Genomic DNA, 25804 nt, shown 5'->3' with positions numbered 1-25804 from the left:
CATGGAGAAGTTTGATTACAGAGAGGCGTTAAAGAAAATACCCCATAAACCGGGCGTATATCAATATTGGGACAGCGAAAAGCAGTTAATATATATTGGTAAAGCTAAGGATCTGCGGAATCGTGTAGGCTCCTATTTTAACAAGGACACACAGATAAATGCCAAAACACGGGTTTTGGTATCCAAGATCCGCAATATTACATTTACTATTGTTGATACCGAGGTGGATGCCTGGCTGCTCGAGAACAGCCTGATAAAAAAGCATCAGCCCAGATACAATGTGATGCTTAAGGATGATAAAACCTACCCCTGGATCATCATCAAGAACGAAAACTATCCGCGCATTTACTGGACCCGCCGCATCATCCGCGACGGATCAAAGTATCTCGGCCCTTATGCATCGGTAAGCATGATGCACACTATATTGGGATTAATAAAAGAAACCTATCCCCTCCGTACCTGTAACCTGGCTCTAACCCGCCAAAATATCGAGAAAGGTCAATTTAAGGTTTGTTTAGAGTATCAGTTAGGTAACTGCAAAGGCCCCTGTCAGGATTACCAGTCGGAAGAGGATTACAATCATAATATTGAAGAGATAAAGGATATCCTTAACGGCAAAATAACCGGCGTGTTACGCAACATGAAAGCGGATATGGAAAACGCCGCTGCTGAAATGAATTTTGAACTGGCACACCGCCTAAAAAGAAAATTCGACCTGCTGGAGAATTACCAAAGTAAATCAACCGTAGTAAATTCATCCATTACCGATGTTGATGTATTCAGCATAGCATCCGAAGAAAAGTATGCCTTTGTAAATTACCTGAAAGTAATGAATGGTACCATCATCCAAACACAAACCATTGAGCTTAAAAAGCGGCTGGATGAAAGCGATGAAGAGTTACTTACCATTGCCATTACCGAGTTCCGGAGCCGGTATAGCAGTCACTCTAAAGAGATCATTGTTCCTTTTGACATTGATCTGGATGATGAATCCATAAAATTCACGGTACCCAAACTTGGTGAGAAACGTAAACTCCTCGACCTGTCCGAAAAGAATGTGCGCTTCTTCAAAAAAGAAAAAATAGACCAGTACGAAAAACTGAATCCGGAAGTAAGAACGGAGCGCCTGCTTACACAAATGATGAAGGATTTGCGTTTGAACCAGTTGCCAAGACATATCGAGTGCTTTGATAACTCTAACTTTCAGGGTAAATATCCTGTATCAGCCATTGTTGTTTTTAAGGATGGTAAACCCTCCAAAAAGGATTACCGGCATTTTAACGTGAAGACCGTTGTTGGCCCTGATGATTTTGCTACGATGGAAGAAGCAGTGTTAAGGCGCTACCGCAGGGTGCTGGATGAAGATACCGGTTTACCGCAGCTTATTGTTATTGATGGCGGCAAGGGGCAGCTTTCGTCTGCAGTGAAAAGCTTAAAATTATTGGGTATAGATAAACAGGTGACCATTATTGGCATTGCCAAACGCCTCGAAGAAATATATTACCCGGGCGACCAGTACCCGATGTACCTGGATAAACGATCGGAAACCTTAAAGGTAATACAGCAGCTGCGGGACGAAGCTCACCGCTTTGGCATAACCTTTCACCGTAAAAAACGCGACAAAGGCACGCTGGCTACAGAACTGGAACTTATTGATGGCATAGGAAAAACCACTGCAGAAAAATTGCTGAAGTATTTCAGGTCTGTTAAAAAGATCCGTGAGGCTACCGAATCAGAATTGCAGGAAGTAGTAAATTTAAAACAGGCCAAAGCCATAACGCAGTACTTTAACCCGGCAATAAGTAAGATAATGTAAAAGCCCAAACTGTTCGGTTTGGGCTTTATAATATTTTAGAAGATACTTGCTTTTAGTACGACCATAAATTCAGTTCCCAATCCATCAGGTTCTTCTTAATTCTGTCCGATTCGTAAAGCTTATCAATCCCCTGTGCGTAATCGCGTATACGTTCGTCCTTGTCGTTTGATTCTTTTACGATATAACTGCTGAATAACCTCTTTACAAAGGCATCATCAAAACTTAGCCCGGTAGCATCGTTGTTACGGCTAACCACTTCTTTGGTAGCCAAAATAGCGCGCGCCTCAGGAAAATAAACCCAAAAAGCGGGCTGGTAGTCCAGATCAAGACCGGCGGCTTTAGGTTTAACAAGCGGTGCTATGCCAATTATACGTGGTTCAAAAATAGACCTTTGCCTGTCAAACACCCAGTCTTCCTTTATTCTGAACTTTACTACACTATCCGGATTAAACTCGCCCGCAACTATTTTCGAGCCTGTTTTGTTTCCATCAGCATCAAACTGATCTACTATGCTGCTATCGGCCATTCGGTTACGCGCCTGCCCCTGGGCAAGCGGACGGGTAAAACTATCGCCTCCCGGATCATCCTTCGTAGGAGTGGGATCGTAAGCTGTTAATTCACCGGCATCAATAGCGTTCAATAAAACATCTATCAATCGTTCCTTAGGCGATGCCAGGTACTGATTCATCTTTTCGCGTACATCTATTTCGCGCCACACACGTTTAGCAAATACAACGTCAGCTTCGCGCAGATTAGGGTATGGGGTTACACGTGCACTTAAAATGCTGGTTTTTTTGTAATAACCATCCAAAGGGCGGTCAAAAGGCTTTGCAGCGGTATCTGCAGTTTGCGCAAATGTAGTGCTGCAGGCCAGGCATAGTACGATGCTCAAAAGTCTTGTTCTCATATCTACTTTAATTAGCCGATAAAACAATTGGATCAAGTCCGCGCTGTGACCCATCCGGACCAACAGCAATAATATCTTTAAATACCACAGTAGTACCCGGTGTAACACTGCTCATAGCTGAACGCATAGCACCTGATAACTCACTACCCGTTGTTGAATAAGTAATAGCATCCTGACGTGGCTTTATTATAATAAGGGTAAACCGCGTTACATTAAATTTAGCGTCAAATTCAAAATCATCCAATTTGGCAAACACCCTGTCCTGCGCACGTATATTTGCAGCGCTGGTATTACCGCCGCTTTTACCGGCAAACATAGGCCGCGGATCAGGTATACGTTTAACACGGAACAATGTTGAGCCCAGGTTTTGTACCTTACCCGGAGCCAATTCGCCCGAAACTGAAATAGTGGCTGTACCCGTTGTAGTAACGTTAGCGGTATAATGTCCGGCCGATCCGCTTATGGAACCACCGGAAATACTTACCCTTAATTTTTCTTTAGGGATACCTGGTGATGATACCGATACGGGGTTAGGTATACCAATATATAATACGTTCATTTTATCCGGCGATACCACTGCCGATGGCCTGGCAACCTGATACGTTTGCGGTGGTGTTGTGTATACCTTTGGGTTCCCGTCGGCATCCTTCACCTTAATAGTTGCTGTCCAGGTAAATATACCTTCCGAACTGGTATTAACCGTATATTTTCCTTTACCTTGCGACACTGCAATATTTGAGCCATTAATACTGATCTCCGGTTTAGATTCAGAAGCGTATGCAGTTAGAAAAACATCTGCAGTATAAGGCTGACCTGCTATAACGTAACTTGTTGGAGCTACTGCCACAGCCGAAAATTTATCAAGATTTATTTTCGCCTCATCAATTTCGCCCAATATTTGCTTAACTACTTCGTTTTCAGCATTTTTATTATCAGCCTGTATTTTAGCTAATGTGGTTAAGGATGCACCCAATGGTATACCGTCACCGAAATTAGATTCCTGCCAGGTCTTTTGGCCATCACGCCCTTTTGGCGGATCAACCGCATTTAAAGAGAAATTCACTCCGGCTCTTTCTTTCGTATTTAATAGCGCAAACAATTTTGTGCGCGTATCATCTATCATTTTTCGAAGTTTGTCAGCATTCTTGTCTTCGATCATTATACGAGGGGATATATCTAAATTATCCCTTCCATCCACATCGTTAATTTCAGGATTAATTCCACCACCCTCTTTTATTAACAAAGCTTTTAATGATTCAATGTAAGTATTAAGGTCATTAGTTATTTTACTTGCCTGTTTAGCTCGTTTATAAAGTATATCCGCTTTTACAGGCTGTTCCTTTAACTTAGTTTGCTCAAAAGCGCTGTAGGTATTTTGTATACCCGTATTGACGTTATTTCGTGACTTATCTAAACTATTCGTAATATTTTTAAATGCATCCAGCAAACTATCCGGTACATTTAGTGCAATAAGCCCTAAAAGCACCAGGTAAAGTATACCTATCATTCGCTGTCTGGGTGTTTCCTTACCTCCGGCCATGTATATTTATCCTTTTTTTGGTTTGATGAACTATTATTAGCTTACTCTTGGTTGGTTCATAGCAGTAAGCATATTGCCGTATATAGAATTCAGCGATGCCAGATTTTTGGCTAAACGCCCAACTTCATCCTTAAACTGTTTAGAATCATCTAACGACTCGTTAAAGTTGTTCATGGTGAGCGAAAGGTTCTTATAAAAGCTATTCATTGCCTTTAAGTGCGCGCTTGAATCCTGTAGTTCCAGTTCATAAACCGCGTTTAAAGCCGACAGATTTTTTGCAAGTATATTTACCTGATCGTGATACGCTTTTGAATCTACATTGGAGTTAGCCATTTCTGATAAGTTGGCGGATGCTTTTTCAAAAGAATCACTTAATTTATCGTAACTGGCAGTTGCCGATTTTACTTTTTGGGTAAATGCCATAGTAGCCTCGCCCGCATCAGTTACCTTTGATATGGCGTTCACCTTATCACCAAAAGTTCTTAAACCTTCACCCAGGCTGCCAATCAGTTCCGGGCCTATCTTAGCATCAGAGAGCATTTTATCTAAAGCAGCCGTGTTTGAAAAGTTATCGCCAACTGCAACAGGTCTTGCTGATGCTTTAGGTAACTCTCCTTTAAATTCCTCGTCCAGTTCAGGGTATACACGTACCCAGTCAATGTCCTTATCCTCACGTTGAAAGCCTAATATAAAAAACAGAGCGGCCTCGGTCAACAATCCTACGGTAATAAACTCAGTAGCATATTTCCAGTGCTGAATTTTAAACAGTAATCCTATAATAACTACGGTAGCTCCCCATGACACGATATTCCCAACTCCGTAAGGTTTTTTCTTTCCAGCCATAAATTTTAGTGAATTATAATTTTATAATTAGTTTTTGTTTGTTTATCGTTTGTCCCTGATATCGCGACCATTGTAAGGCATTACACAACGGAATCCGATGTAAGATTTTGCAGTATCCTGATACTCGTAGGTTTTGGTAGAGTTTTGCAGAAAGTAACCAACGTCTTTCCATGAACCTCCGCGAACCACTTTTCTTTTCAGCACCTCAGGATCTGTAGATTTAGCTTCGTAATTAAATGTAGGGGCAAGATCATGCACAAATGTAGAGGCAGATTCATCGTAAGCAGATGATGTCCATTCGGCCACGTTACCCGCCATGTTGTATAAGCCATAATCATTAGGGAAATAAGAGCGGACGTTTACCGTATAGGCGCCTCCGTCATCGGTATAATTACCACGGCCGGGTTTAAAGTTTGCCAGCAGGCAACCTTTTGCATTTTTTATGTACGGACCACCCCAAGGGTAATCGGTACCTATTCTGCCTCCGCGTGCTGCATATTCAAACTGCGCATCGTTAGGTAAGGCATAAGGCGGGTTATAGGGCTGATGATGCTTATCTTTAGCGCCCTCGCTAAGCCGCGTTCGCCAAACGGTAAACGCCCGGGCCTGCCGCCAGGTAACACCCACAACCGGGTAATTACGATAAGCGGGGTGAGAAAAATACCCCTCAACCATCGGCTCATTAGCCGCGTACGAGAAATCGCTCAGCCATACCAGCGTGTCCGGATATACCGGAACGGTATCACGTAAAATAAAATCAGAACGCTTTTTGGTTTTATCATTGCGATAATCAGCTGCATCACGCAACACCATTAATGAGTAGTTGTATTTTAATAATCTTACATCTACCTCATCACGATCAAAAACACGGTCATCTCCCTGATAGTATAGTCCTTGCAGCTTTGAAGCATTAGCCGCTGCATTTTTACCCCTTGTACTGAACACCGGGTTTTTGGCTACATAATCCCAATTAATAAATTTTTTCCCGTTAGGGTTGGGCGATGATCCTTTTCTTGGCTGAACGTAATATTTATCATCATTTAGATAATTGGTAATAGCGATAGAATCGCGTACCCAAAAAACGAACTGTTTATATTTGGTGTTCGACAGCTCTGTTTCATCCATAAAAAACGGCGGAATTGTAACCTGTTTAGTTTGAGAAGTTTGAGAAAATGTAATATCCTGATCAGTTTGCCCCATTAAGAAAGAACCGCCCGGAACATAAACCATGTTTAATGGCACCGTTGCCCGAAACTGCCTCTGAGGCACTCCTGTAACCTCGCCATTACTACCCCCGCCCCCGGCTAAAAAACACCCTGATAATAAAGTGCCGGCTAAAACCACTATCAGAAAGTATATTTGTTTCATTTTTGTATACAAAATCAATTATCCCGCTATAAAATTAAGCAATAAACGCACCCTCGAATATATTAAATATACTTCATTCAAAGGTAAATAATGTTTGTCAAAATCAAATTAACATCATTTTAAGTTAAAAAGATAAAAATTATCAAACTATTTAACAATAAAAATCAAGGTAAGTGTGTAAACCCTACCAAACAGGTCATTTATACGTGGATGATTTAAGAATGTTGCAAACTTTTATAACGCAAAAAAAACAACTTGCTGTTATTTGTTCACCTGCTTAACGTATTCGTCAATAGCCATGGTCATTGAAGGGGCATCGGGCATTGGCGCGGGTATATCAAGAATAAGACCCGCTTCCAAAACAGCCTTGTGCGTAGTGGCTCCAAAAGCGGCAATACGTGTATCATTCTGTTTAAAGTCCGGGAAGTTCTTGTATAAGGATTGTATGCTTGATGGGCTAAAGAAAGCGATAATGTCATAAAAAACATCTGCAAGATCGCTAAGATCGCTGCACACGGTACGGAATAGTACTGCCGGCGTAAAATCATAACCATTATCAAGCAAAAAGCGTTGTGTTTCTTCTGCTGCCACATCAGAGCACGGATATAAAAACCGTTCGTCTGCATGTTTTTTTAACACTTCAGCCAGGTCTACAGCGGTTTGTTTACCAAAAAATATTTTACGCTTACGATATTGGATGTATTTCTGCAGGTAAAGAGCTATAGTTTCTGAAAGGCAGAAATATTTCATATCTGACGGAACATCATAGCGCATTTCCTCACATATTCTGAAAAAATGGTCAGCAGAATTACGACTTGTAAATATAACTGCGGTAAAATCTGCAAGGTTGATCTTATCCTTACGAAATTCTTTCGCAGGTACACCCTCAACATGAATAAACGACCTGAAGTCAATTTTCAAATTGAGTTTCTTTGCCAGATCTGAGTAGGGGTTTTTGTCATTTTCAGGCTTCGGTAATGTAACTAATATACTCTTAACCTTTTTCTTTCTATCTTCCAATGCTATACTTATAACTACCTAAATCCAATATTAAGTGCCTTAATTAGTATTAATATAGGGCAAATTTCAAGGGCACAAAGATAGAGAAATAAATAAAACTTATGAAACCTAAACGTAGAAATAATACTGACGCTGCTGCGTACATACTGCCAAATGAAAATACCAAGCACTAATAATAGGGTGATAACCAACAGGTAAGGAATAAATTTATCGGCAATTAAGCTGAAACATACCGCAACGGGCAAAAACACAAAAGTGACATTAAAATATGTAAGCGATAAAACGGATATATATCCGTTTATCAGTTTATTGATATCAAAAATGAACCCTAAAAATTTCAATACTAAAAATTTCCCGGCAAACAGCGCAATGATCACTAATGACAGTGTAAAAAAAAGTTGGATACCTCCAACAGGGTAATAAACCTTATAATATCCGGTTGTTAGCAGGTATAGAAATATCCCCGATGTGAACCCAAAAAGCAGAAACAGACCAATAAACGACCATGTATTAACGGGTGCATCCTCTTTAGCCCCCTGAGTCCTGCTGCCCACGCTAAAAAGTGATTGAAAAACGTATCCTACATCGTTATTGGAATAAATATTTACCACAGCGGTAAAAAGCAACAAAAATATAATAACCCCTATAACCCAAACATCACGTGATGGGCGGGCGTGTCCATACCCTAAATTGTTTTTTTTTCGTCCCGATGAAAGACTCAGAAAATTATCTCCCTTATAAACACTGCTTTTTAATACACTATCAACAAACAGGTTAATGCGCCCCGGGTCGGGTTTTTTAACATATAGTATAGCTAAGGAGTCGGCAATTTCTTTTTGCCTTACGGCCAGCGCCTGCGCAACAGAATCAAGCAGCGGCAGCCTGGTAACAGCCGGCTTATACGTTACACTATCATTATTAACGGGTAGAGTATCCTGCTGCGCACTGGCAACAAAAGCAATAAACGTTAAAAAAAACAGGCAGATGTAAAATCTCATGCGTAATATCCTTCAACCGCAAAAATACCTTAATATTTAAAGTTTTGTAATTGCTGCGCAAATTTTATTACAAATGCAACCTGCCTTTTAAATAATTTATATTTGCGGCATGGCAGGTATCTATATTCACATTCCTTTTTGTAAGCAGGCCTGCCATTACTGCGATTTCCATTTTAGTACATCGTTAAAGTATAAGGATGATATGCTGCAGGCTATCATCAAAGAAATAAAACTTCGCCGCGATTATTTAGGTGAGGAAACTATAAACACCATCTACTTTGGCGGCGGCACCCCATCGGTATTAACTGCTGATGAAATAAACCGCCTGCTTGATACCATTACACAACATTATGACGTTGAGATCGGCACCGAAGTAACACTGGAGGCCAACCCGGACGATCTGCACCAACAAAAAATAGCCGCCTTAAGGCAAACTGCCATCAATCGCTTTAGTATCGGCATTCAGTCTTTCTTTGATGAGGATCTACTATGGATGAACCGTGTACACCGCGCTACCGAAGCCGAAGCATCGGTTAAACGTGCGCAGGATGCCGGGTTTGAGAACATCACCGCCGATCTTATTTACGGCTACCCCCTACTAAGCGATTTCAAATGGAATTATAACCTGAATAAAATTTTTGAGCTGGATATACCCCATGTATCCGCCTATTCCATGACGGTGGAGCCGCAAACCGCTCTGGCTGCATTCATCAGCAAAAAAAAACAACCGCCCATGAGCGAGCAGCAGAGTGCGGAACAATTTGCTATATTAACCGATGCCATGCTGCAAAAGGGTTTTGAACATTATGAGATCTCCAATTTCTGCAAACCCGGGCATTACTCCAGGCACAACTCCAACTACTGGAAAGGAGTAAATTACCTGGGCATTGGCCCATCGGCACATTCTTTTAACGGCCACAGCAGGCAATGGAATATAGCAAACAATGCCACCTACCTGCGCTCACTTACTGAAAACAACATCCCCGCGGAGATTGAAATATTGTCCGAAGCAGATCGCCTTAACGAATACATCATGACCTCGTTACGTACCATGTGGGGGCTTGATATGGATAAGCTTGACACCATCTCGGCTTCGGCGTCTGCCGGGTTATTAAAAAACGCTAAAGTTTACCTGGATAACGGCAACCTTCAAATCTCACATAACATACTAACACTAAGCAGCAGCGGCAAGCTTTATGCTGATGCAATAGCAGCAGCACTCTTCTTTTAATATTTATAAATATAATCTTTCCAAACAGTTTGTATAGCCGCTCGTTGTACTATTATGAACTCCGGGAAAAACCGAACGCGCTGCTACGGCGTATCTTTCAATAACTAACATACCTACAGAAAAATGAAAAAATTACTTATCGCAGCGTTTGCCTTAGCAGCTATCGCAATCGCTCCAAACACGTACGCACAAACAAAAATGGTAGGCGGTGCAGCCATGTACCCAACTAAAAATATTGTACAAAACGCAATAAATTCAAAAGACCACACCACGCTGGTTGCAGCCGTTAAAGCCGCCGGCCTGGTCGAGACACTGGAATCAAAAGGCCCATTCACGGTATTTGCCCCAACTAATGAGGCTTTCGACAAATTATCTAAAGGAACTGTGGAAACCTTATTAAAGCCTGAAAATAAAGCAGCACTTACTAAAATATTAACCTACCATGTAGTAGCCGGCAAATTAAGCGCCGCAGACCTTATGGCAAAAATTAAAGAAGGCGGCGGTAAGGCTGAATTAAATACCGTTAGCGGTGGAATACTAACCGCTATGATGCAAGGCAAAAAAATATACCTGGTTGATGAAAAAGGCGGAAAATCATGGGTAACTATTGCCGATGTTAATCAAAGCAATGGCGTTATACATGTAGTTAACAGTGTATTAATGCCCAACTAATAACGTGGTTGTATAGCTTCTGAAAACATTTTTATCTACCTATAAAATAACCCGGCTGCAAGCATGCACCGGGTTTTATTTTGTCAAAAAAACATCAAAAAAAATATAGGATAATATTATTTTTCCTATTTTTTTAATTTTGCATGTTAAGGAATTGTAAATATGAGTTTGTCTTTATCTCCTATTGACAGGGTTGATCACATCAGTAAAGAGGATTTTATTAATAATTATTTAAAGCCTCGCAAACCTTTGGTAATAACCAAAGCTACAGAAAGCTGGCCGGCTTTAAACAAGTGGACCTTTGATTATTTAAAGGAAGTGGTAGGTGAAAAAATAGTGCCTTTGTATGATAGCTCAAAGGCCGACCCATCCAAACCGATAAATGCAGCCGCTGCCGAAATGAAGTTTGGCGATTATATTGACCTGATACAAAAAGGCCCTACCGACCTGCGCATATTTTTATTCGACCCTATAAAACACGCCCCTCAATTGCTGGATGATTACCGCTCCCCTACCGATCTGATGGGTGGCTTTCTGGACAAGTACCCTAATATGTTTTTTGGCGGCCAGGGTTCAGTTACGTTTTTACATTACGATATCGACCTCGCTCATATTTTTCATACGCATTTTAATGGCCGCAAACATGTGATACTTTTCGATCAGGAATGGAGCGAACGCCTTTACTGCATTCCATTTGCTACATACGCCCTGGAAGATTATGATATCGAAGATCCTGATTTTGATAAATTCCCTGCGCTAAACGGAGTAGAAGGAATTGAGGCATATCTGGAACATGGCGACACGCTGTTTATGCCTACCGGCTACTGGCATTGGATGAAATACCTGGATGGTTCTTTTTCCATATCATTACGGGCCTGGGACAGATCATGGGGGATAAAAGCAAAAAGCCTTTATAATTTAACCATACAGCGCAAGTTTGATGATATAATGAAGAAGAATTACAAAACACGCTATATGAGCTGGAAAGAACAACTGGCGATAAAACGCGCCAATAAGGCGTTAACAGACGGCAGGCCCGCATAAAAATTTACTTTAACCGGATAACTATTGCTTTTTTATTTCGTTATTTGATGGCGTTAAAGCTATTGACCGTATTTATCCGGTTAAAATGCAAATGCTTACACATCAAATATGAGCTTCTTACTGCGCCCTATCGACACGGTTGATAATATTAGTCCGGAGGACTTTAAAAATAATTATTTAAAACCGCGACGGCCGCTGGTAATAAAAGGCCTGACCAATAGCTGGCCCGCCCGTGAAAAGTGGACCCCGGAATATTTAAAACAGGTAGTAGGTAAAAAGATAGTCCCATTATACGATAACTCAAAGGCCGATCCGTCAAAACCCATTAATTCATCAGCAAAGGAAATGCCTTTTGATGAATATATCGACCTGATACGCTCCACCCCAACAGAACTGCGCATATTCTTCTTCAATATTTTTAAGCAGGCCCCGCAATTACTGGATGATATTGTTTTACCTAAAGACCTTATGGGTGGATTTTTGGAAAGCATGCCCGCCATGTTTTTCGGTGGTTCAAACTCGGTAACCTTTTTACATTACGATATTGACCTGCCGCACATCTTCCATACCCACTTTGGCGGGCGCAAACATGTTATCCTTTTTGAAAATAAATGGAAACGCCGCCTATATTGTATCCCCAACGCTACTTACGCGCTGGAGGATTATGATGTGCAAAACCCCGATATCAAGAAATTCCCCGCGCTGGAAGGTGTGGAAGGCACCGAAGTATTTTTGGAACACGGCGATACCCTGTTTATGCCTACCGGCTACTGGCATTGGATGAAATATATTGATGGCTCATACTCGTTAAGTTTGCGTGCCTGGGATGCCTCAGTTAGCCGCAAAGCCGCCAGTTTATATAACCTGGCTGTTAAAGGCGGGGTTGATAGTTTATTAAAAATGGCTTTTAAAACGAATTACGCTAAATACCGCGAAGACCTGGCCATTAAATGGGCCAATAAAGAGCTGGCTGCAGGTAAGCCTTATTAATTTATAGCGGCGTTTTTAATTACATGGGCGTAAGCCTTTTCCAGATTGATATGTAATTCCGCAAAGCCTATAGGTTTCGACATAAAGTAATCCATCCCGGCATTCAGGCACATTATCTTATCCTCAGGCATGGCGCTTGCTGTCATGGCAATAATTACCGGTTGAGGCCTCTGTTGTTTTCTTATTTGCCGGGTAGCCTCTAATCCGTCAAGCTCCGGCATTTGTACATCCATCAGTATCAGATCAAATTGCCGAATTTGCAAAACATCAACAGCTTCGCGGCCATTATTTACCACATGTGGCTGGTAGCCAAATTTCTTAAGCATTTGCTGTATAACCTTCTGGTTAACCATATTATCCTCAGCTATCAGTATTTGTAACGGGCATTTGGCGGCAAAATTAACCGATATCACTTCCTGCGGCTGATGTGTTGCTGCAACAACCTGCGGTATCTGCGCAACATTACTGATCTCACACTCCATTTCAAAAGCAACTTTTGTACCCTTATCCTGTTCACTTTCAACATATATGGCGCCGCCGAGTAACTCTACCAAACGTTTGCATATTACTAATCCTAAGCCTGTACCGCCATACTTACGAGTAGTTGACGAATCGCCCTGAGAAAACGGCTTGAACAAACGTGCAAGTTTATCTGCCGAGATACCGATGCCGGTATCCGTAACTTCAAAACCCAGCTTTAACCGGCCGGCTCCGGCATGTATTACTTTTACGGATATGTTTACTACACCCTGTTTAGTGAACTTTAATGCGTTGCCAACAAGGTTGATCAGCACTTGCTTCAGCCTTAACTTATCACTGATAATATCGTTCGGAATATTTTCACCTATTGTATAAGTGAGCTTAATGCTCTTTTTTAAAGCCTGCCCTGCAAAAAGCTTCAACACTTCTTCAATACATTCCCGCAAACTAAACTCATGCACATCAAGCACCATCTCTCCCGATTCTATTTTCGAAAAATCAAGTATATCATTGATCACATTGATGAGGCTTTCGCCGCTCATACGTATGGTTTCGGCATATTCCCTTTGTTCAGGGTCAAGCTCCGTTTCGCATAATAACGACGCCATTCCCATAACGCCGTTCATCGGGGTACGTATCTCGTGGCTCATGGTAGCCAAAAATACACTCTTGGCTTTGTTAGCTCTTTCGGCTTCCATACGCGCCTTTTGTTCCTGCTCACGCTGATCTATCAGCTCTTCGGATTGTGCCTGCAATTCCTCATTTATAGCGGTCAACTCTTCCGACTGATCCTGCAACCTGTTTGCCTGCTCTGCTATTTCTGCTGTTCGTTTTTTAACCAGTTGTTCCAGCTTAGTTTTTTTAGCTTCAATTTCGTAGAGGCGGTATCTGTAAAAACCAAATAAAATGCCGGCAATTATTAATGTTATCAAAACTTTAAACCACCAGGTCATCCAGAACGGAGCTATTACAATTATTTTTATCTGTGTGGACTGTGGGCTCCATAGCCCGTCATTATTAGCTGCTTTTACTTTAAAGGTATATTCACCGGGGTCAAGATTGGTGTAAGTAGCTTCGCGTTGTGTGCCTACATAATTCCAATCCTTTTCAAAGCCTTCCAACACGTAAGCGTATTGATTAAGGCTGGGTAAGGTAAAATTCAATGCGGTATAAGCTATGGTAAAAACCGATTGATCGTAATTAAGGCGGATTTCCTGCGTTTGGCTTGCCACCTTGGTTAAAGGCGAATCCCCTCCTACCGGTACCGCTTTATTGAACAGCTGAAACCCGCTTATGATCACCTGTGGTATATTTTTGTTTACAGGTAACCTTTCCGGATCTATTATATTAAACCCGTCAAGGCCGCCAAATAACAATTCACCGTTTTTAGTGAGCAGACTTGCGCCTTTAGAAAATTCCGGGCCCTGCAAACCGTTCAGTACATTAAAATGCCTGAATTCCTTAGTACCGGCCTTAAAACGCACCAATCCGTTAGTAGTACTCACCCATAGGTATCCGTACTTATCTTCAAGCACCCCGTTAATTATAGAATATATTGAGCCATTGGGAAAATGATACCCTGCCAGTTTTTTGGTTTTCGGGTTGTAAAGGTTTAATCCCCCGCCTATGGTTCCTATCCATAAATTCCCCCGGCTGTCCTCAAAAATATCTGAGATGGTGTTGTGTGTTAGCCCTGTATTAAAAACTTTATAATGGGTAAAGTTATCTCTCTTCCTGTTATATAAGTTTAAGCCGTCATACGTCCCTATCCATATATTATTCGCCCGGTCACGATAAATTATTCTTACATCGTTGTTACTCAGGCTATGTACTGTATCCCGGCTATCATAACGGTAACGTTTGGTTATGGTGCCGTTATGTATAATATCAACTCCACCCTCGTCATAACCTACCCAAACGTCGCCGTTGCTATCCTGAGCCAACGAAAATATGATGTCATTACTTAAGCCTTCCACCGAATTCCCCTTACTGTAATGCTTTATTTTGCGTGTTTTGCTTTCAACAACATCCAGTCCGTCGCCATAGGTGCCTAACCAGAGTTTTTTATCTTTATCTTTTAATATCGTGAGTACCTTACTATTGCTTAAACCGGTATTATCATGTGTTATTTTTTGAGTGGTTTTATCCAGATAATTAAGCCCACCGCCATCAGTACCTATCCAGATATCATTGCCCACCTCCGCAAATGATAATATATGATTATTGGTAAGCCCGTCAGGAACATTGCCCGGGTTTGAGAACTGCACAAACGAGGGGATATTGTTATCATACTTTAAAACCCCCGAACCAAATGTGCCAACGCGTAAAATATTTTCCTTATCCAGCACATAATTAACAGAGTTTATTTTTTTGTTGAACGTGTTATACTGATGTTCAAATTTTTGAGTGGATTTATTAAAAACATCCAGCCCTTCTTCAGTACCAACCCATAATTTATTATTTGCTGCCGTGGCAATGGTAAAAACAGAATTACTTATTATACTGCCATTATTTCCTGCCTGGTGAGTATAATGTTTAAATGTGTGACTTTGGTGTTCAAAAAGATCCAGGCCCTTATCGGCAGTGGCAATCCACAAATCACCATTGGGCTCCATCAATAGCCCCCGTATATAATTACTGGCTATACTTTGCGGGTCAGCATCATTATGTGTGTATTTCTTATGGGTATGTGTTTTTGTGTCAAATAATACCAGTCCGCCTTCGGTGCCGAGCCATAATTTACCGGAATTATCTTTTGCTATGGCATAAATATGCCTGTCAGGAATATAATCCTTATCCTTTTCATAAAAAAACCTTTCAAAGGTGCGTGTTTTAAGGTTTAACCTGTTTAAACCGGAATAGGTACCAACCCATATATCATTATTATCATCCTGATACATGCAGGTAACGTCATCATTTGATATAGTGGTGATGTCGTTTTTATTCGGACCAAAATTGGTGAACGAATCTAAATCCCTGTTGTATAAACTTACCCCGCCACCGCCGGTGCCTATCCATAAATCACCGTTGTTATCCTCAAAAATGGTATTGATATTATTAGCCCTGAGCGAGTGCTTATCATTTTTTTTATGACGGTATACCTTAAACGAATAACCGTCATACCGGTTTAAACCATCATCAGTAGCTAACCAAACATAGCCGGTTTTATCCTTTAAAATAAACTTAACGTTACTGTGCGACAGCCCTTCGTTTATGGTTAAAGCGGTTTTATAAGCGTTTTGATACTGGGCCCATGCACCTTGCGCTGTAAATAATACAACGTTTATAAAAATAAAACAGGCTGATTTTAATAAATATAAACGTTTACGCATGTACACTCTACAGAACGGTTAGGGATATTATTGACTATGTGGTGCTTACGACAAAATAAGCATAAAAGTTTTATTATTATTAAAAAGCGTTAATAATAAGTTGCCTATATATATAATATTTGATCACCCAACTTAACTTGTGTGATCGCAAACTATCTTCCACTCCCCATCTATTTTCCTGAACCATAGGGTAAAGTACCCACCGGGTTCGTCACCTTCCCGCTTCAAATGCCACGCACCCATTACAAAGGCATCTCTTTTTCCTAACAATTCCACCTTATCAATCCGGAAAGTAAGTTGTCCCATAGCGGCTTTATCGGGGTAGCCGCGTTTATAATTATCCAATGTTTGCTGCCAGCCATAGGTTGGGCCATTTTTACCAATGAACATTAACGAGTCCGACTTCCAATACCCTTGCATAAACCCGGGTATATCGCCGTTATTCCAGGCAATTTGCTGTTGGTTCATCAGTTTTATAATGGCTTGCCTGTCTTGCCCGAAACAGCAACACGTAAAAACAAGCAAAAGGCAGGATAAGGTTATTTTTTTCATAGTATAAATATAAAAAGGTTTTACAATTTCAGAAAGGTAGTGCATAATTAATAAAAGGCTGTGTATCAGGCTTATCTTATAAAGTCTAAATCGCTATTCGGTTATCGCTAAAAAAGGTTTAGCTTTACAAAATTAGTGGTTATATATATGAGCAAGCAGGTTTTATCTTTTGGCGAGGTTTTGTGGGATACTTTTGACGACGGTAAAAAAGCCGGCGGAGCGCCCATGAATGTTGCCCGCCACCTGGTACAGCAGGGCATTAATGCATTATTTGCCAGCAGTATAGGTACTGATTCCGCAGGTGCCGAGCTCGGCAAATTTTTAAAGAAAAATGGTTTGCACAGCAAGCTTATACAGCGCGATGAAAAACTGCCCACCTGTGAGGTAACTGTTGAACTTGACGAGAAAAATCAGGCTACATACACTATTCCCAAGCCGGTTTCATGGGATAACATCAAGTTTACCCACGATCTGGAAGCAGCTTCTAAAAAATTTGATGCCATTGTTTTTGGCAGCTTAGCCTGCCGCAGCAAAACCAGTTTCGAAACCCTGCTGAATGTACTTGATGAAAATAACGGTTTAAAGGTTTTTGATGTAAACCTGCGGCCGCCGCACTTTGATATTTCTACCATCGAGAGTTTGGTTGCCAGGGCCAACGTGATAAAGATGAACGAGGAAGAGGCCGAATTACTGATACATGGCAGCAACGGCGATCTGAAACAAAAAATAAAAGAGTTTCAGAAAAAATTTCACAGCCAAACCATTTGTGTAACACGGGGCGAAAACGGCGCAATAATCTGGCACGATAATGAATTTTATGAACATCCGGGTTTTACCGTTAAGGTAGAAGATACCGTTGGGGCAGGCGATGCATTTTTAGCAACTTTTATAGCCGGTTTACTTAATGAAGAACCCCTGCAACCTTTGCTGGAAAAAGCTTGCGCCGTTGGCGCGTATGTTACCAGCCAGCGCGGCGCTAACCCGGTTTATAAAATAGAAGATATTACCGCTACCATGTTTGCGTAAGGCACATACCGTATCTACCCATTCAGGTTTGTCATTTTTGCCTAACAATTGCTTTAATATGGCAGGTATTTCAAACTTTTAAACCAAATTTACCGTTAAGTTTAATTAAGAAAGGTAAAGCATGCGCGGTTATGGATTTTCAAAGTTTAAACCCAACCAGATACCCAAAGGCGGGTTTGAAGAATTACTAAAATTATTTCTGGAATTACTTAACTACACCGCCGGCGATGCAGGGGAGGCTTTGGCGTGGCTTAATGAGCTGGATAAACAATACAATATCACCAATGACGAATACGGCATGGGTGATTTTATTGACGAGCTTAAACAAAAAGGCTATCTGGATGAGGATAAACAGGGCGGCGGTTTTAACATTACCGCTAAAACTGAGCAAAGCATCCGCCAATCAGCATTAGAAGAGATTTTCGGTAAGTTAAAAAAATCGGGGAAGGGTAATCACCGCTCACCGCAAAGCGGGCAAGGTGATGAAAAAAATGCCGAACGCCGCGAATTTGAATTCGGCGACAGCCTGGATCAGATAGATATGACGCAATCTATCCACAACGCGCAGGTAAACCACGGTATAGGCGATTTTATGATGACCGAGCGTGATCTGGAAGTAGAGGAAATGGATTATAAAACCCTTACCTCTACGGTGCTGATGATAGATATATCGCACTCCATGATATTATACGGCGAGGACAGGATAACCCCGGCCAAAAAAGTGGCCATGGCATTGGCTGAACTGATACGCACCAAATACCCTAAAGATACTTTGGATATTGTTGTTTTTGGTAACGACGCGTGGCCTATAACCTTGCAGGATCTGCCTTATTTACAGGTAGGCCCTTACCACACCAATACCTACGCCGGTCTTGAACTGGCTACCGATCTGCTGCGCAGGCGCAAAACACACAACAAACAAATATTTATGATAACTGATGGTAAGCCTACTTGCTTAAAAGAGGGAACGCGTTATTATAAGAACAGCATAGGGCTCGACCGTAAGGTGGTTAACAAAACGCTTAACATGGCCGCGCAATGCAAAAGGCTCAAAATACCTATCACCACTTTTATGATAGCTAAAGACCCTTACCTGCAACAGTTTGTACGCAAATTTACCGAAACTAACGGCGGCAAGGCTTTTTACAGCTCGCTTAACGGATTGGGCGAATACATTTTTGAGGACTATATAAAAAACAGAAGAAGAACAGTACGGTAATTGAATAACGAGGGAGATGGCCGGTTTAATATCAGCTTAATTTTTAAACCTTCAAGTTATCAGATTTTCAAATTGAAACATGGATCATAAAAATATAAAAACACTGGGGCAGCTAAAAAAAACAGCTTATACAAGCCGCTCTGTAAAAGATGAATTAAGGGCTAACCTTATAACACAGCTAAAAAACAAGGATGCAGGATTCGAAGGCATCGTTGGTTTTGAGGATACCGTTATCCCCGACCTGCAAACCGCTATACTCTCGCGCCATAATATTTTATTGCTGGGTTTACGCGGGCAGGCAAAAACACGTATAGCACGCCTGCTGGTTAACCTGCTGGATGAATATGTACCCTATATAGAAGGTTCCGAATTATTTGATGATCCGTTAAATCCCATATCGTGGTACGGGCATACCACTATAGAAACAAAGGGCGATGATACCCCTATTGCATGGGTACACCGAAGCGAACGCTATACTGAAAAACTGGCCACTCCGGATGTTACCGTTGCCGACCTGATAGGTGATGTTGACCCTATTAAGGCCGCTACCATGAAACTTACCTATTCTGATGAACGGGTGATCCATTTCGGGCTTATTCCGCGTGCACACAGAGGTATTTTTGTGATAAACGAACTGCCCGATCTGCAGGCACGCATACAGGTATCCCTGTTTAACATACTGCAGGAACGCGACATACAGATACGTGGTTTTAAACTGCGCCTTCCGCTCGACCTTCAGTTTGTATTCACCGCCAACCCGGAAGATTACACTAACCGTGGCTCCATTGTTACACCGTTAAAAGACCGTATAGAAAGCCAGATACTTACCCACTACCCGCGTTCGGTAGAGATCTCGCGCAAGATCACCCAACAGGAAGCGCAACTATCGCCTGAACAGCGTAGCGCTGTTGAGGCTGACGGACTGGTAAAGGATCTGGTAGAACAAATTGCTTTTGAAGCACGTAACTCTGAATATATTGATAAAAAATCAGGAGTATCTGCACGTTTAACCATATCGGCTTATGAAAACCTGATCAGCAATGCGGAAAGGCGAATGATCCTGAATGGTGAAAGCACCACGTTTGTACGTATATCTGATTTTCTGGGCGTTATCCCGGCCATTACCGGCAAAATTGAACTGGTTTATGAAGGTGAGCTGGAAGGCCCCGGCAAAGTGGCCAACATATTAATAGGCAAGGCGGTTAAAACGCTGCTATTGCAGTTTTTCCCTGATCCTGAAAAATCTAAAAAAGGGAAAACACCAAATCCTTATGCATCCATCATTAACTGGTTCGGCGATGGCAACACGCTGTCATTAGTTGATGACCTGCCCTTTAAGGAATATAAAAAATCATTAAATTTGGTTCCCGGTTTAAAAGATGTAGTAAAGAAATTCCATCCTAACCTTAGCGAAAATCAGCAACTACTGTTAATGGAATTTATTTTACACGGCCTTGCGGAGTTTTCACAACTCAACAAAGGCTTCCTGGACAATGGCTTCGCTTTCTCAGATATGTTCAATAGCTTATTTAACTTAGAACCTGATGACGAGGACCTTGACCTTGATGACGACCGGTACTAATTTTAAAAATCGTTAAAACCACTAATGCAAGGACAAGTCCTTAAGATCGCGCTTATAATTATTGTACTTTTTGCTGCCGATGCCTACATTTTTAAAGGCATACAGGTAGCATTCAAAAAAAAACGGTTCGCTAAAAAAAGGTGGTTCAAACTATTTTATTGGGGAACGTCAATCTTCTTTATAACAGGGCTCATCTTAAGCATTTACACTAAACTTTCAGTTGGTTTAAGGGCAGCCTTTTTATTTGGTTTCTTCCTGGCCGCTATCTTTAAAATAGTTTACCTGTTATTTTTGCTGGCAGATGATGCAAGGCGGCTTATAATTTTCATTGTCAGAAAAAACAAGCCGGCAAAACCATTGCCGGCCAACCCTGAAGCAGAAACCATTCCGCGTTCAGCCTTTTTAATGAAGGCCGGCTTGCTGGCAGGTGCAATCCCACTGGCAGCGTTAAAGATCAACATGTCAAAAGGATTGTATGACTATCGCATAAAAAACTGCACGCTCTTTTTGCCTAACCTGCCAAAAGCATTTGATGGGATGCGCATCGGGCAGATATCAGATATTCACTCCGGCAGTTTCTTTAACAAAAAAGCGGTAATGGGCGGCGTAGATATGCTGTTACGCCAAAAAACTGATGTTATATTTTTTACAGGCGATCTGGTAAACGGCCGATCGTCTGAGATCAATAATTATTTCGATATTTTTAATAAAGTGAAGGCCCCGCTTGGTGTTTACTCCATTTTGGGCAATCATGATTATGGCGATTACGGCACCTGGCCATCTGAAGCAGCCAAACAAAAAAACTTTGCTGATATGCTCACCGCGCACAAAGAGCTGGGATGGGATCTGCTGGTAGATAAAAACCGCCGTTTAAAGGTTGATGGTGAAGAAATAGGTATTTTAGGTATTGGCAACTGGGGCGAGCTGAGCCGTTTCCCCAGATACGGACGCATGGATCTGGCTGTAAAAAACACCGATGATCTGCCGGTGAAGTTACTGCTATCGCACGATCCTTCGCACTGGCGGGCGCAGGTTTTACCCCAATATCCGCAAATTGACGCCATGTTTTCTGGACACACCCACGGCATGCAGTTTGGTGTACGTACGGATGATTTTCAATGGAGCCCTATTGAATATGTGTATAAAGAATGGGCCGGGTTATACCGCGAAAGTCACCAGCAGCTATACGTAAATGTAGGTTACGGCTTTTTAGGTTACCCCGGCAGGATTGGAATATTGCCGGAGATTACGATATTTGAACTAAAGGCCGCGACCGATCCAAATTATAAAGCTTAAGCACCGCGGACCAGCCACTAAGGTCATAAATGAAAAATTTATTCAGGTCTGTATTTGATTTTCTTCTGTTCAGCAACATCTTCATGTCGTTATGTGCGGTTGCGCAAGCCCTGGTAACCTTTGCACTAATCTACTCAAAACCTGTTTTTACAGTAACCTGTTTATTATTCACCTCTACTTTAGGTATTTACAACTTCAGCATATTACTTACCAAACCCAAGCACCCCGAAGAATCGGCGTATAAACGAGTCCGGTGGTTTTTTGCACATTACCGCCTGATGGTTACATTTACCATTGTATCCCTGCTATCGCTCATCCCTTTGTTTTTCCTGCTCTCTATCGAATCCCGGATTTTACTGGTCTTCCTGTCCGTTTTATCCTTTGGATACAGCCTGCCTCTCTTTTCCATAGGCGAGCAAAGGTTTGGATTACGTAATATACCCGGCTTAAAATCATTGCTGATCACCTTTGTGTGGACACTAAGTTGCGTATTACTACCTGTATTGGAAGCACAGGACCTGCATCTGGCCGATGTATCCATACGCAATTTAACTATACTGGTAGCTAAACGTTTTCTGTTCATAGGAGCGTTAACTATTCCTTTCGACATCCGCGATCTTTTCCACGACAGGCAAACCGGCGTTAAAACCATCCCTGTGGCCTGGGGCGAAAAAAATGCCATATTATTTTGTCAGCTATTACTTGGTAGTTATATCGTTCTGTTATTCATGTTCAGGAACAGCGGTTTTAATGCCGATTTTTTGGCCCTATCCTTATCGGCAGTGTTAACAGGCTGGCTCATTTTTAAATCGAAATGGGAACGTAACGAATACTACTACTTCTTTTTTATGGATGGCGTTTTGATATTACAGTATTTGTTATTGGTGGTTTTTAACCTGTTTTAATGGGAGGCAATTACGATAACTCCGCACCGTTTTATGACCGCTTATCGCGCCTTGTTTATGGCAATGCTTTAATAAATGCGCAAAGTTGCTTCTTATCACTTATACCGCCAAACTCTCGGATATTGATAGTTGGCGGTGGTACGGGCTATATACTCGAAAAAATTACTGATATACATCCTGCCGGGTTATTCATTACCTATGTAGAAATATCAGCTAAAATGACCGCTATTGCCCAAAAACGTAATATAAAAAACAACACGGTGAGTTTTATAAACAAAGCAATTGAGGACACCAATATAGCGGATGAATTTGATGTGGTGATAACTCCCTTTTTATTTGATAATTATACTGATGAATACCTACCCAAAATGTTCGGGAGTATCCATCAAATGCTAAAACCCGGCGGTATATGGCTTAATACCGACTTTCAGCTCACCGGAAAATGGTGGCAATACCTGTTACTGAACAGCATGATCATTTTTTTCAAGCTGCTCTGCGGAGTTGAATCATGGCGTTTGCCGCATATCCAAAAACAGTTTGCACAGCATCGCTACAAATTAACCAACCAGCAGTGCTTTTATGGCGATTTTGTTAAAACATTTGCCTACCGTAAAGCTAATGGTCAATAAACAAACTTATAGCCAATGCCCCTTACCGTTTGCAGGTATAAAGGCGAATCGGGGTTATTTTCTATCTTTTTGCGCAGCCTTACAATGTGCATATCTAAAGTACGGGTATTTACATCCGCGTTATAACCCCACACTTCCATCATCAGTTCCTCTCGGTTGATCACTTTGTTCTTGTTCTTCAGAAAATAAAGCAATATGCGGTTCTCCAATATGGTAAGTTCGGTTTTGCGGCCATCCTTAATCAGCAAATGGGTATTGGGCAGGTGCTCCATATTACCAAACTTATGCGATTCGGTCTTTTCGTTATTTAACGAGAATTTTATCTTGTTATCTATCATTGCCACCAGCACATCCATATTAAATGGTTTAGTGATGTAATCAGATACGCCAAAGTTATAAGCGTCTATCTTATCAATATCCTGGGCTTTGGCGGTCATCATGATCACCAGTTTATCAAAACCCTTTTCGCGTATGCTGCTGCACACCTCAGATCCCTGCTTCCCCGGCAGCATCCAATCCAAAAGTACAATATCAGGCTGTTCAGCATGTATCATTTTCTCCGCCTCTTCGCCGTTACCGGCTTCCAAAACCTTATATCCTTCTGTTTGCAAACGCTCGGCCACTAAAAACCTCAAATTTTCGTCGTCCTCAACCAATGCAATTTTAATTTCTTTATTCATATCAATTACAATAAACTAATCAATTCCGGGTTAGCTTTCCAATGGCAAGTTTACAACAAATGTCGAACCTTCGTTAATTTTACTTACCACACTTATTTCGCCGTCCATAAAATTAACTAATTCTTTGCAAAAAGCTAAACCCAGTCCAACGCTGCCATTTTGGTTATATTGGTTCTCTATCCGGTAAAACTTCTTGAACACATCGCCCTGCTCATTCCTGGCCATCCCGATGCCTTTATCAGCAAATGAAAATACAATATGTTTTCTTTCCTGCTTAATGTTAATATTCAGTTCCTTTTTTCCCGGATGCGAGTATTTGTACGCGTTCTCCATCAGGTTCTGAAAAATACTCCCCAACAGCACCGGGTCGCTGTAAAAAGTACTTACATGGTCAACCTTTAATTCCATCTTAAAATCAGGGTACTTTATCTTAAAGGTATCCATATATCTTTTCGCAAATGCGTGCAGGTCAATCTCTTCCCGTTTAATATGTATCGACCGGTTTTCGAGTTGTGTGAATGATAACAACTTATTCATCAGCTCATTCAGCTTATCAGCTTCCTCATCCAGTATTTTACCGTAATGTTTGCGCTGCCTGTCGCTAAGTTCGGCATCGCCACGTAAATTCGATCCGGCTATCTTTATTACACTCACCGGGGTTTTAAACTCATGGGTAAAGTTATTGATAAAATCGTATTGCAGTTTAAACACCTTAAGGTTGGTGCTCAGGTTGCGGTATATCAGCCAGCTAATAAGCACCAGAAAAAAATAGATAAGCAATACAATAGCTCCAATAGGTAAAAAACGGCGGTTTATTTCGCGCCGCAGATGCTCTCGGGTAGTGCTGAAATATAATTTATAGTTAGAAAAAGCGCCCGGCAGGGCCACCTCCGTAACTTTCTTTTCGCCTTCTATATCCAGCGGATCATACACTACGGGTTGTATCGTCACATCCTGGTAAAGCTCCGGATGCGAATTGCTTAACTTTAAATTTTTAGGGTCAAGCATAAACGTAAGCATGTTTTGCTTGTAAAAGGCAGCCGAATGCTTATTCTTTAATAACGACCGGTAAATTTTTATATCCTCGCGGCGCGGGATGTTCTGGTAAATGATCTTATCAGGCTTAACATCATAAAACGTGCGGAATATCTCATCCTGCGTAGGTAAGCGGGTGGTATCGGCAACGCGTATAAAGCTGCTCAATTTTAGCGCCATCTGCCTGAAATCATCATTATTAGCTGCCGACATATCCTTTTCACCGTAAACACTACCCCGTTTGGGCTTATATTGGTATACCGCTTTTACAGATATCCCCACATCGTCACCTGATCTTTCCACCACGGTGGAGTCGCCAATCTGGATATCATAGAACAGCACCTTACTTACAAACGGATAATCCTTAAATACCGTTGCAGAATAGTTAGCCGCCGAAGCGGAGTCAAGAAACCCCTGGTACGAGGTGATCTCCGGAATTCTGATCTGAAAAAAATCATTGTAGGGTTTAATAGTTTGCTCCAGCACTTCTATTTTTTTGGAAGCAAATTCATTCTCTACATACTTCTCGGTGAGTTTATACGAAATAAATACAGCTATAATGAGGGTTACAGTTATAAGTACCAAAAAAGCTATGATGAGCGAAAAGCTTTTACGGTAAATGGTTTTCTGTACTTTCAT

Annotated in this window: 21 protein-coding genes; 11 read left to right on the top strand and 10 right to left on the bottom strand. The window is 41.4% G+C overall.

The window, feature by feature from the left end:
- Position 1 precedes the first annotated feature (1 nt).
- A complete protein-coding gene (gene uvrC / locus I5M19_RS13910) occupies positions 2 to 1816 on the top strand; it encodes an excinuclease ABC subunit UvrC (RefSeq protein ID WP_200066968.1) in 1815 nt (604 codons plus the stop codon).
- A 52-nt stretch (positions 1817 to 1868) separates the two neighbouring features.
- Here uvrC and porN read toward each other — a convergent pair whose 3' ends face one another.
- The 6 genes from porN to I5M19_RS13880 form a co-directional block, all read right to left on the bottom strand.
- Positions 1869 to 2723 (bottom strand): type IX secretion system ring subunit PorN/GldN, encoded by an 855-nt coding sequence (gene porN, locus I5M19_RS13905; RefSeq protein ID WP_200066967.1) that lies wholly within the window; start codon positions 2721 to 2723, stop codon positions 1869 to 1871.
- Between the two features lie 7 nt (positions 2724 to 2730).
- The gene (gene porM, locus I5M19_RS13900) at positions 2731 to 4263 is read right to left on the bottom strand and encodes a type IX secretion system motor protein PorM/GldM (protein WP_200066966.1); all 1533 of its coding nucleotides are present in this window, start codon (positions 4261 to 4263) and stop codon (positions 2731 to 2733) included.
- Positions 4264 to 4299: 36 nt separating this feature from the next.
- The gene (gene porL, locus I5M19_RS13895) at positions 4300 to 5106 is read right to left on the bottom strand and encodes a type IX secretion system motor protein PorL/GldL (RefSeq protein ID WP_200066965.1); all 807 of its coding nucleotides are present in this window, start codon (positions 5104 to 5106) and stop codon (positions 4300 to 4302) included.
- A gap of 42 nt (positions 5107 to 5148) precedes the next feature.
- Positions 5149 to 6474, bottom strand: coding sequence for a T9SS ring complex lipoprotein PorK/GldK (porK, locus tag I5M19_RS13890; protein ID WP_200066964.1), 1326 nt, complete (start codon positions 6472 to 6474; stop codon positions 5149 to 5151).
- A gap of 261 nt (positions 6475 to 6735) precedes the next feature.
- On the bottom strand, positions 6736 to 7500 hold the full coding sequence (locus I5M19_RS13885; protein ID WP_200067684.1) for a uroporphyrinogen-III synthase: 765 nt from the start codon (positions 7498 to 7500) through the stop codon (positions 6736 to 6738).
- An 8-nt stretch (positions 7501 to 7508) separates the two neighbouring features.
- On the bottom strand, positions 7509 to 8492 hold the full coding sequence (locus I5M19_RS13880; RefSeq protein WP_200066963.1) for a DUF4271 domain-containing protein: 984 nt from the start codon (positions 8490 to 8492) through the stop codon (positions 7509 to 7511).
- A gap of 109 nt (positions 8493 to 8601) precedes the next feature.
- Here I5M19_RS13880 and hemW point away from each other — a divergent pair, with 109 nt between their 5' ends.
- From hemW to I5M19_RS13860, 4 genes are all read left to right on the top strand, one after another.
- Positions 8602 to 9723 carry a radical SAM family heme chaperone HemW gene (hemW, locus tag I5M19_RS13875; RefSeq protein ID WP_200066962.1) on the top strand — a complete coding sequence of 374 codons (1122 nt, stop codon included), beginning with the start codon at positions 8602 to 8604 and terminating at the stop codon, positions 9721 to 9723.
- A gap of 123 nt (positions 9724 to 9846) precedes the next feature.
- A complete protein-coding gene (locus I5M19_RS13870) occupies positions 9847 to 10395 on the top strand; it encodes a fasciclin domain-containing protein (protein WP_200066961.1) in 549 nt (182 codons plus the stop codon).
- Between the two features lie 162 nt (positions 10396 to 10557).
- Positions 10558 to 11439: a cupin-like domain-containing protein gene (locus tag I5M19_RS13865; RefSeq protein ID WP_200066960.1), complete on the top strand. Its 882-nt coding sequence runs from the start codon at positions 10558 to 10560 to the stop codon at positions 11437 to 11439.
- A gap of 108 nt (positions 11440 to 11547) precedes the next feature.
- Positions 11548 to 12429, top strand: coding sequence for a cupin-like domain-containing protein (locus I5M19_RS13860; protein ID WP_200066959.1), 882 nt, complete (start codon positions 11548 to 11550; stop codon positions 12427 to 12429).
- Here I5M19_RS13860 and I5M19_RS13855 read toward each other — a convergent pair.
- Positions 12426 to 16241: a hybrid sensor histidine kinase/response regulator gene (locus tag I5M19_RS13855; RefSeq protein ID WP_200066958.1), complete on the bottom strand. Its 3816-nt coding sequence runs from the start codon at positions 16239 to 16241 to the stop codon at positions 12426 to 12428. The two genes, I5M19_RS13860 and I5M19_RS13855, sit on opposite strands and share 4 nt — an antisense overlap.
- Before the next feature lie 132 nt (positions 16242 to 16373).
- The gene (locus tag I5M19_RS13850) at positions 16374 to 16793 is read right to left on the bottom strand and encodes a YybH family protein (protein ID WP_200066957.1); all 420 of its coding nucleotides are present in this window, start codon (positions 16791 to 16793) and stop codon (positions 16374 to 16376) included.
- A 147-nt stretch (positions 16794 to 16940) separates the two neighbouring features.
- Between I5M19_RS13850 and I5M19_RS13845 the strand changes: the two genes are divergently transcribed.
- From I5M19_RS13845 to I5M19_RS13820, 6 genes are all read left to right on the top strand, one after another.
- Positions 16941 to 17819 (top strand): carbohydrate kinase family protein, encoded by an 879-nt coding sequence (locus I5M19_RS13845; protein ID WP_200066956.1) that lies wholly within the window; start codon positions 16941 to 16943, stop codon positions 17817 to 17819.
- A gap of 121 nt (positions 17820 to 17940) precedes the next feature.
- A complete protein-coding gene (locus I5M19_RS13840) occupies positions 17941 to 19038 on the top strand; it encodes a vWA domain-containing protein (RefSeq protein ID WP_200066955.1) in 1098 nt (365 codons plus the stop codon).
- 79 nt (positions 19039 to 19117) lie between these two features.
- Positions 19118 to 20620 (top strand): sigma 54-interacting transcriptional regulator, encoded by a 1503-nt coding sequence (locus I5M19_RS13835; RefSeq protein ID WP_200066954.1) that lies wholly within the window; start codon positions 19118 to 19120, stop codon positions 20618 to 20620.
- A gap of 24 nt (positions 20621 to 20644) precedes the next feature.
- Entirely contained in the window at positions 20645 to 21916 is a 1272-nt protein-coding gene (locus I5M19_RS13830) for a metallophosphoesterase (RefSeq protein ID WP_200066953.1), read from the top strand.
- A gap of 29 nt (positions 21917 to 21945) precedes the next feature.
- On the top strand, positions 21946 to 22821 hold the full coding sequence (locus I5M19_RS13825; RefSeq protein ID WP_235985851.1) for a UbiA prenyltransferase family protein: 876 nt from the start codon (positions 21946 to 21948) through the stop codon (positions 22819 to 22821).
- The gene (locus I5M19_RS13820; RefSeq protein ID WP_200066952.1) at positions 22821 to 23450 is read left to right on the top strand and encodes a class I SAM-dependent methyltransferase; all 630 of its coding nucleotides are present in this window, start codon (positions 22821 to 22823) and stop codon (positions 23448 to 23450) included. Before I5M19_RS13825 ends, I5M19_RS13820 begins: the two co-directional genes overlap by 1 nt.
- Here the strand turns inward: I5M19_RS13820 and I5M19_RS13815 are convergent.
- A complete protein-coding gene (locus tag I5M19_RS13815; RefSeq protein ID WP_200066951.1) occupies positions 23444 to 24130 on the bottom strand; it encodes a response regulator transcription factor in 687 nt (228 codons plus the stop codon). The genes I5M19_RS13820 and I5M19_RS13815 overlap by 7 nt on opposite strands.
- A gap of 30 nt (positions 24131 to 24160) precedes the next feature.
- Positions 24161 to 25804, bottom strand: a complete 1644-nt coding sequence (locus I5M19_RS13810; RefSeq protein WP_200066950.1) for a sensor histidine kinase — start codon at positions 25802 to 25804, stop codon at positions 24161 to 24163.

Source organism: Mucilaginibacter segetis (assembly GCF_016522075.1).
Classification (GTDB): domain Bacteria; phylum Bacteroidota; class Bacteroidia; order Sphingobacteriales; family Sphingobacteriaceae; genus Mucilaginibacter; species Mucilaginibacter segetis.
This window is presented reverse-complemented; position numbering and strand designations above follow the sequence as displayed.

Excerpts from the sequence above, each read along its gene's own strand:
- I5M19_RS13845 (WP_200066956.1), top strand. The coding sequence starts at position 16,941 with ATGAGCAAGCAGGTTTTATCTTTTGGCGAGGTTTTGTGGGATACTTTT.
- porL (WP_200066965.1), bottom strand. The coding sequence starts at position 5,106 with ATGGCTGGAAAGAAAAAACCTTACGGAGTTGGGAATATCGTGTCATGG.
- I5M19_RS13830 (WP_200066953.1), top strand. The coding sequence starts at position 20,645 with ATGCAAGGACAAGTCCTTAAGATCGCGCTTATAATTATTGTACTTTTT.
- I5M19_RS13880 (WP_200066963.1), bottom strand. The coding sequence starts at position 8,492 with ATGAGATTTTACATCTGCCTGTTTTTTTTAACGTTTATTGCTTTTGTT.
- I5M19_RS13825 (WP_235985851.1), top strand. The coding sequence starts at position 21,946 with ATGAAAAATTTATTCAGGTCTGTATTTGATTTTCTTCTGTTCAGCAAC.
- I5M19_RS13850 (WP_200066957.1), bottom strand. The coding sequence starts at position 16,793 with ATGAAAAAAATAACCTTATCCTGCCTTTTGCTTGTTTTTACGTGTTGC.
- I5M19_RS13820 (WP_200066952.1), top strand. The coding sequence starts at position 22,821 with ATGGGAGGCAATTACGATAACTCCGCACCGTTTTATGACCGCTTATCG.
- uvrC (WP_200066968.1), top strand. The coding sequence starts at position 2 with ATGGAGAAGTTTGATTACAGAGAGGCGTTAAAGAAAATACCCCATAAA.
- I5M19_RS13835 (WP_200066954.1), top strand. The coding sequence starts at position 19,118 with ATGGATCATAAAAATATAAAAACACTGGGGCAGCTAAAAAAAACAGCT.
- porK (WP_200066964.1), bottom strand. The coding sequence starts at position 6,474 with ATGAAACAAATATACTTTCTGATAGTGGTTTTAGCCGGCACTTTATTA.
- I5M19_RS13870 (WP_200066961.1), top strand. The coding sequence starts at position 9,847 with ATGAAAAAATTACTTATCGCAGCGTTTGCCTTAGCAGCTATCGCAATC.
- porN (WP_200066967.1), bottom strand. The coding sequence starts at position 2,723 with ATGAGAACAAGACTTTTGAGCATCGTACTATGCCTGGCCTGCAGCACT.
- porM (WP_200066966.1), bottom strand. The coding sequence starts at position 4,263 with ATGGCCGGAGGTAAGGAAACACCCAGACAGCGAATGATAGGTATACTT.
- I5M19_RS13860 (WP_200066959.1), top strand. The coding sequence starts at position 11,548 with ATGAGCTTCTTACTGCGCCCTATCGACACGGTTGATAATATTAGTCCG.
- I5M19_RS13865 (WP_200066960.1), top strand. The coding sequence starts at position 10,558 with ATGAGTTTGTCTTTATCTCCTATTGACAGGGTTGATCACATCAGTAAA.
- hemW (WP_200066962.1), top strand. The coding sequence starts at position 8,602 with ATGGCAGGTATCTATATTCACATTCCTTTTTGTAAGCAGGCCTGCCAT.
- I5M19_RS13855 (WP_200066958.1), bottom strand. The coding sequence starts at position 16,241 with ATGCGTAAACGTTTATATTTATTAAAATCAGCCTGTTTTATTTTTATA.
- I5M19_RS13810 (WP_200066950.1), bottom strand. The coding sequence starts at position 25,804 with ATGAAAGTACAGAAAACCATTTACCGTAAAAGCTTTTCGCTCATCATA.
- I5M19_RS13840 (WP_200066955.1), top strand. The coding sequence starts at position 17,941 with ATGCGCGGTTATGGATTTTCAAAGTTTAAACCCAACCAGATACCCAAA.
- I5M19_RS13815 (WP_200066951.1), bottom strand. The coding sequence starts at position 24,130 with ATGAATAAAGAAATTAAAATTGCATTGGTTGAGGACGACGAAAATTTG.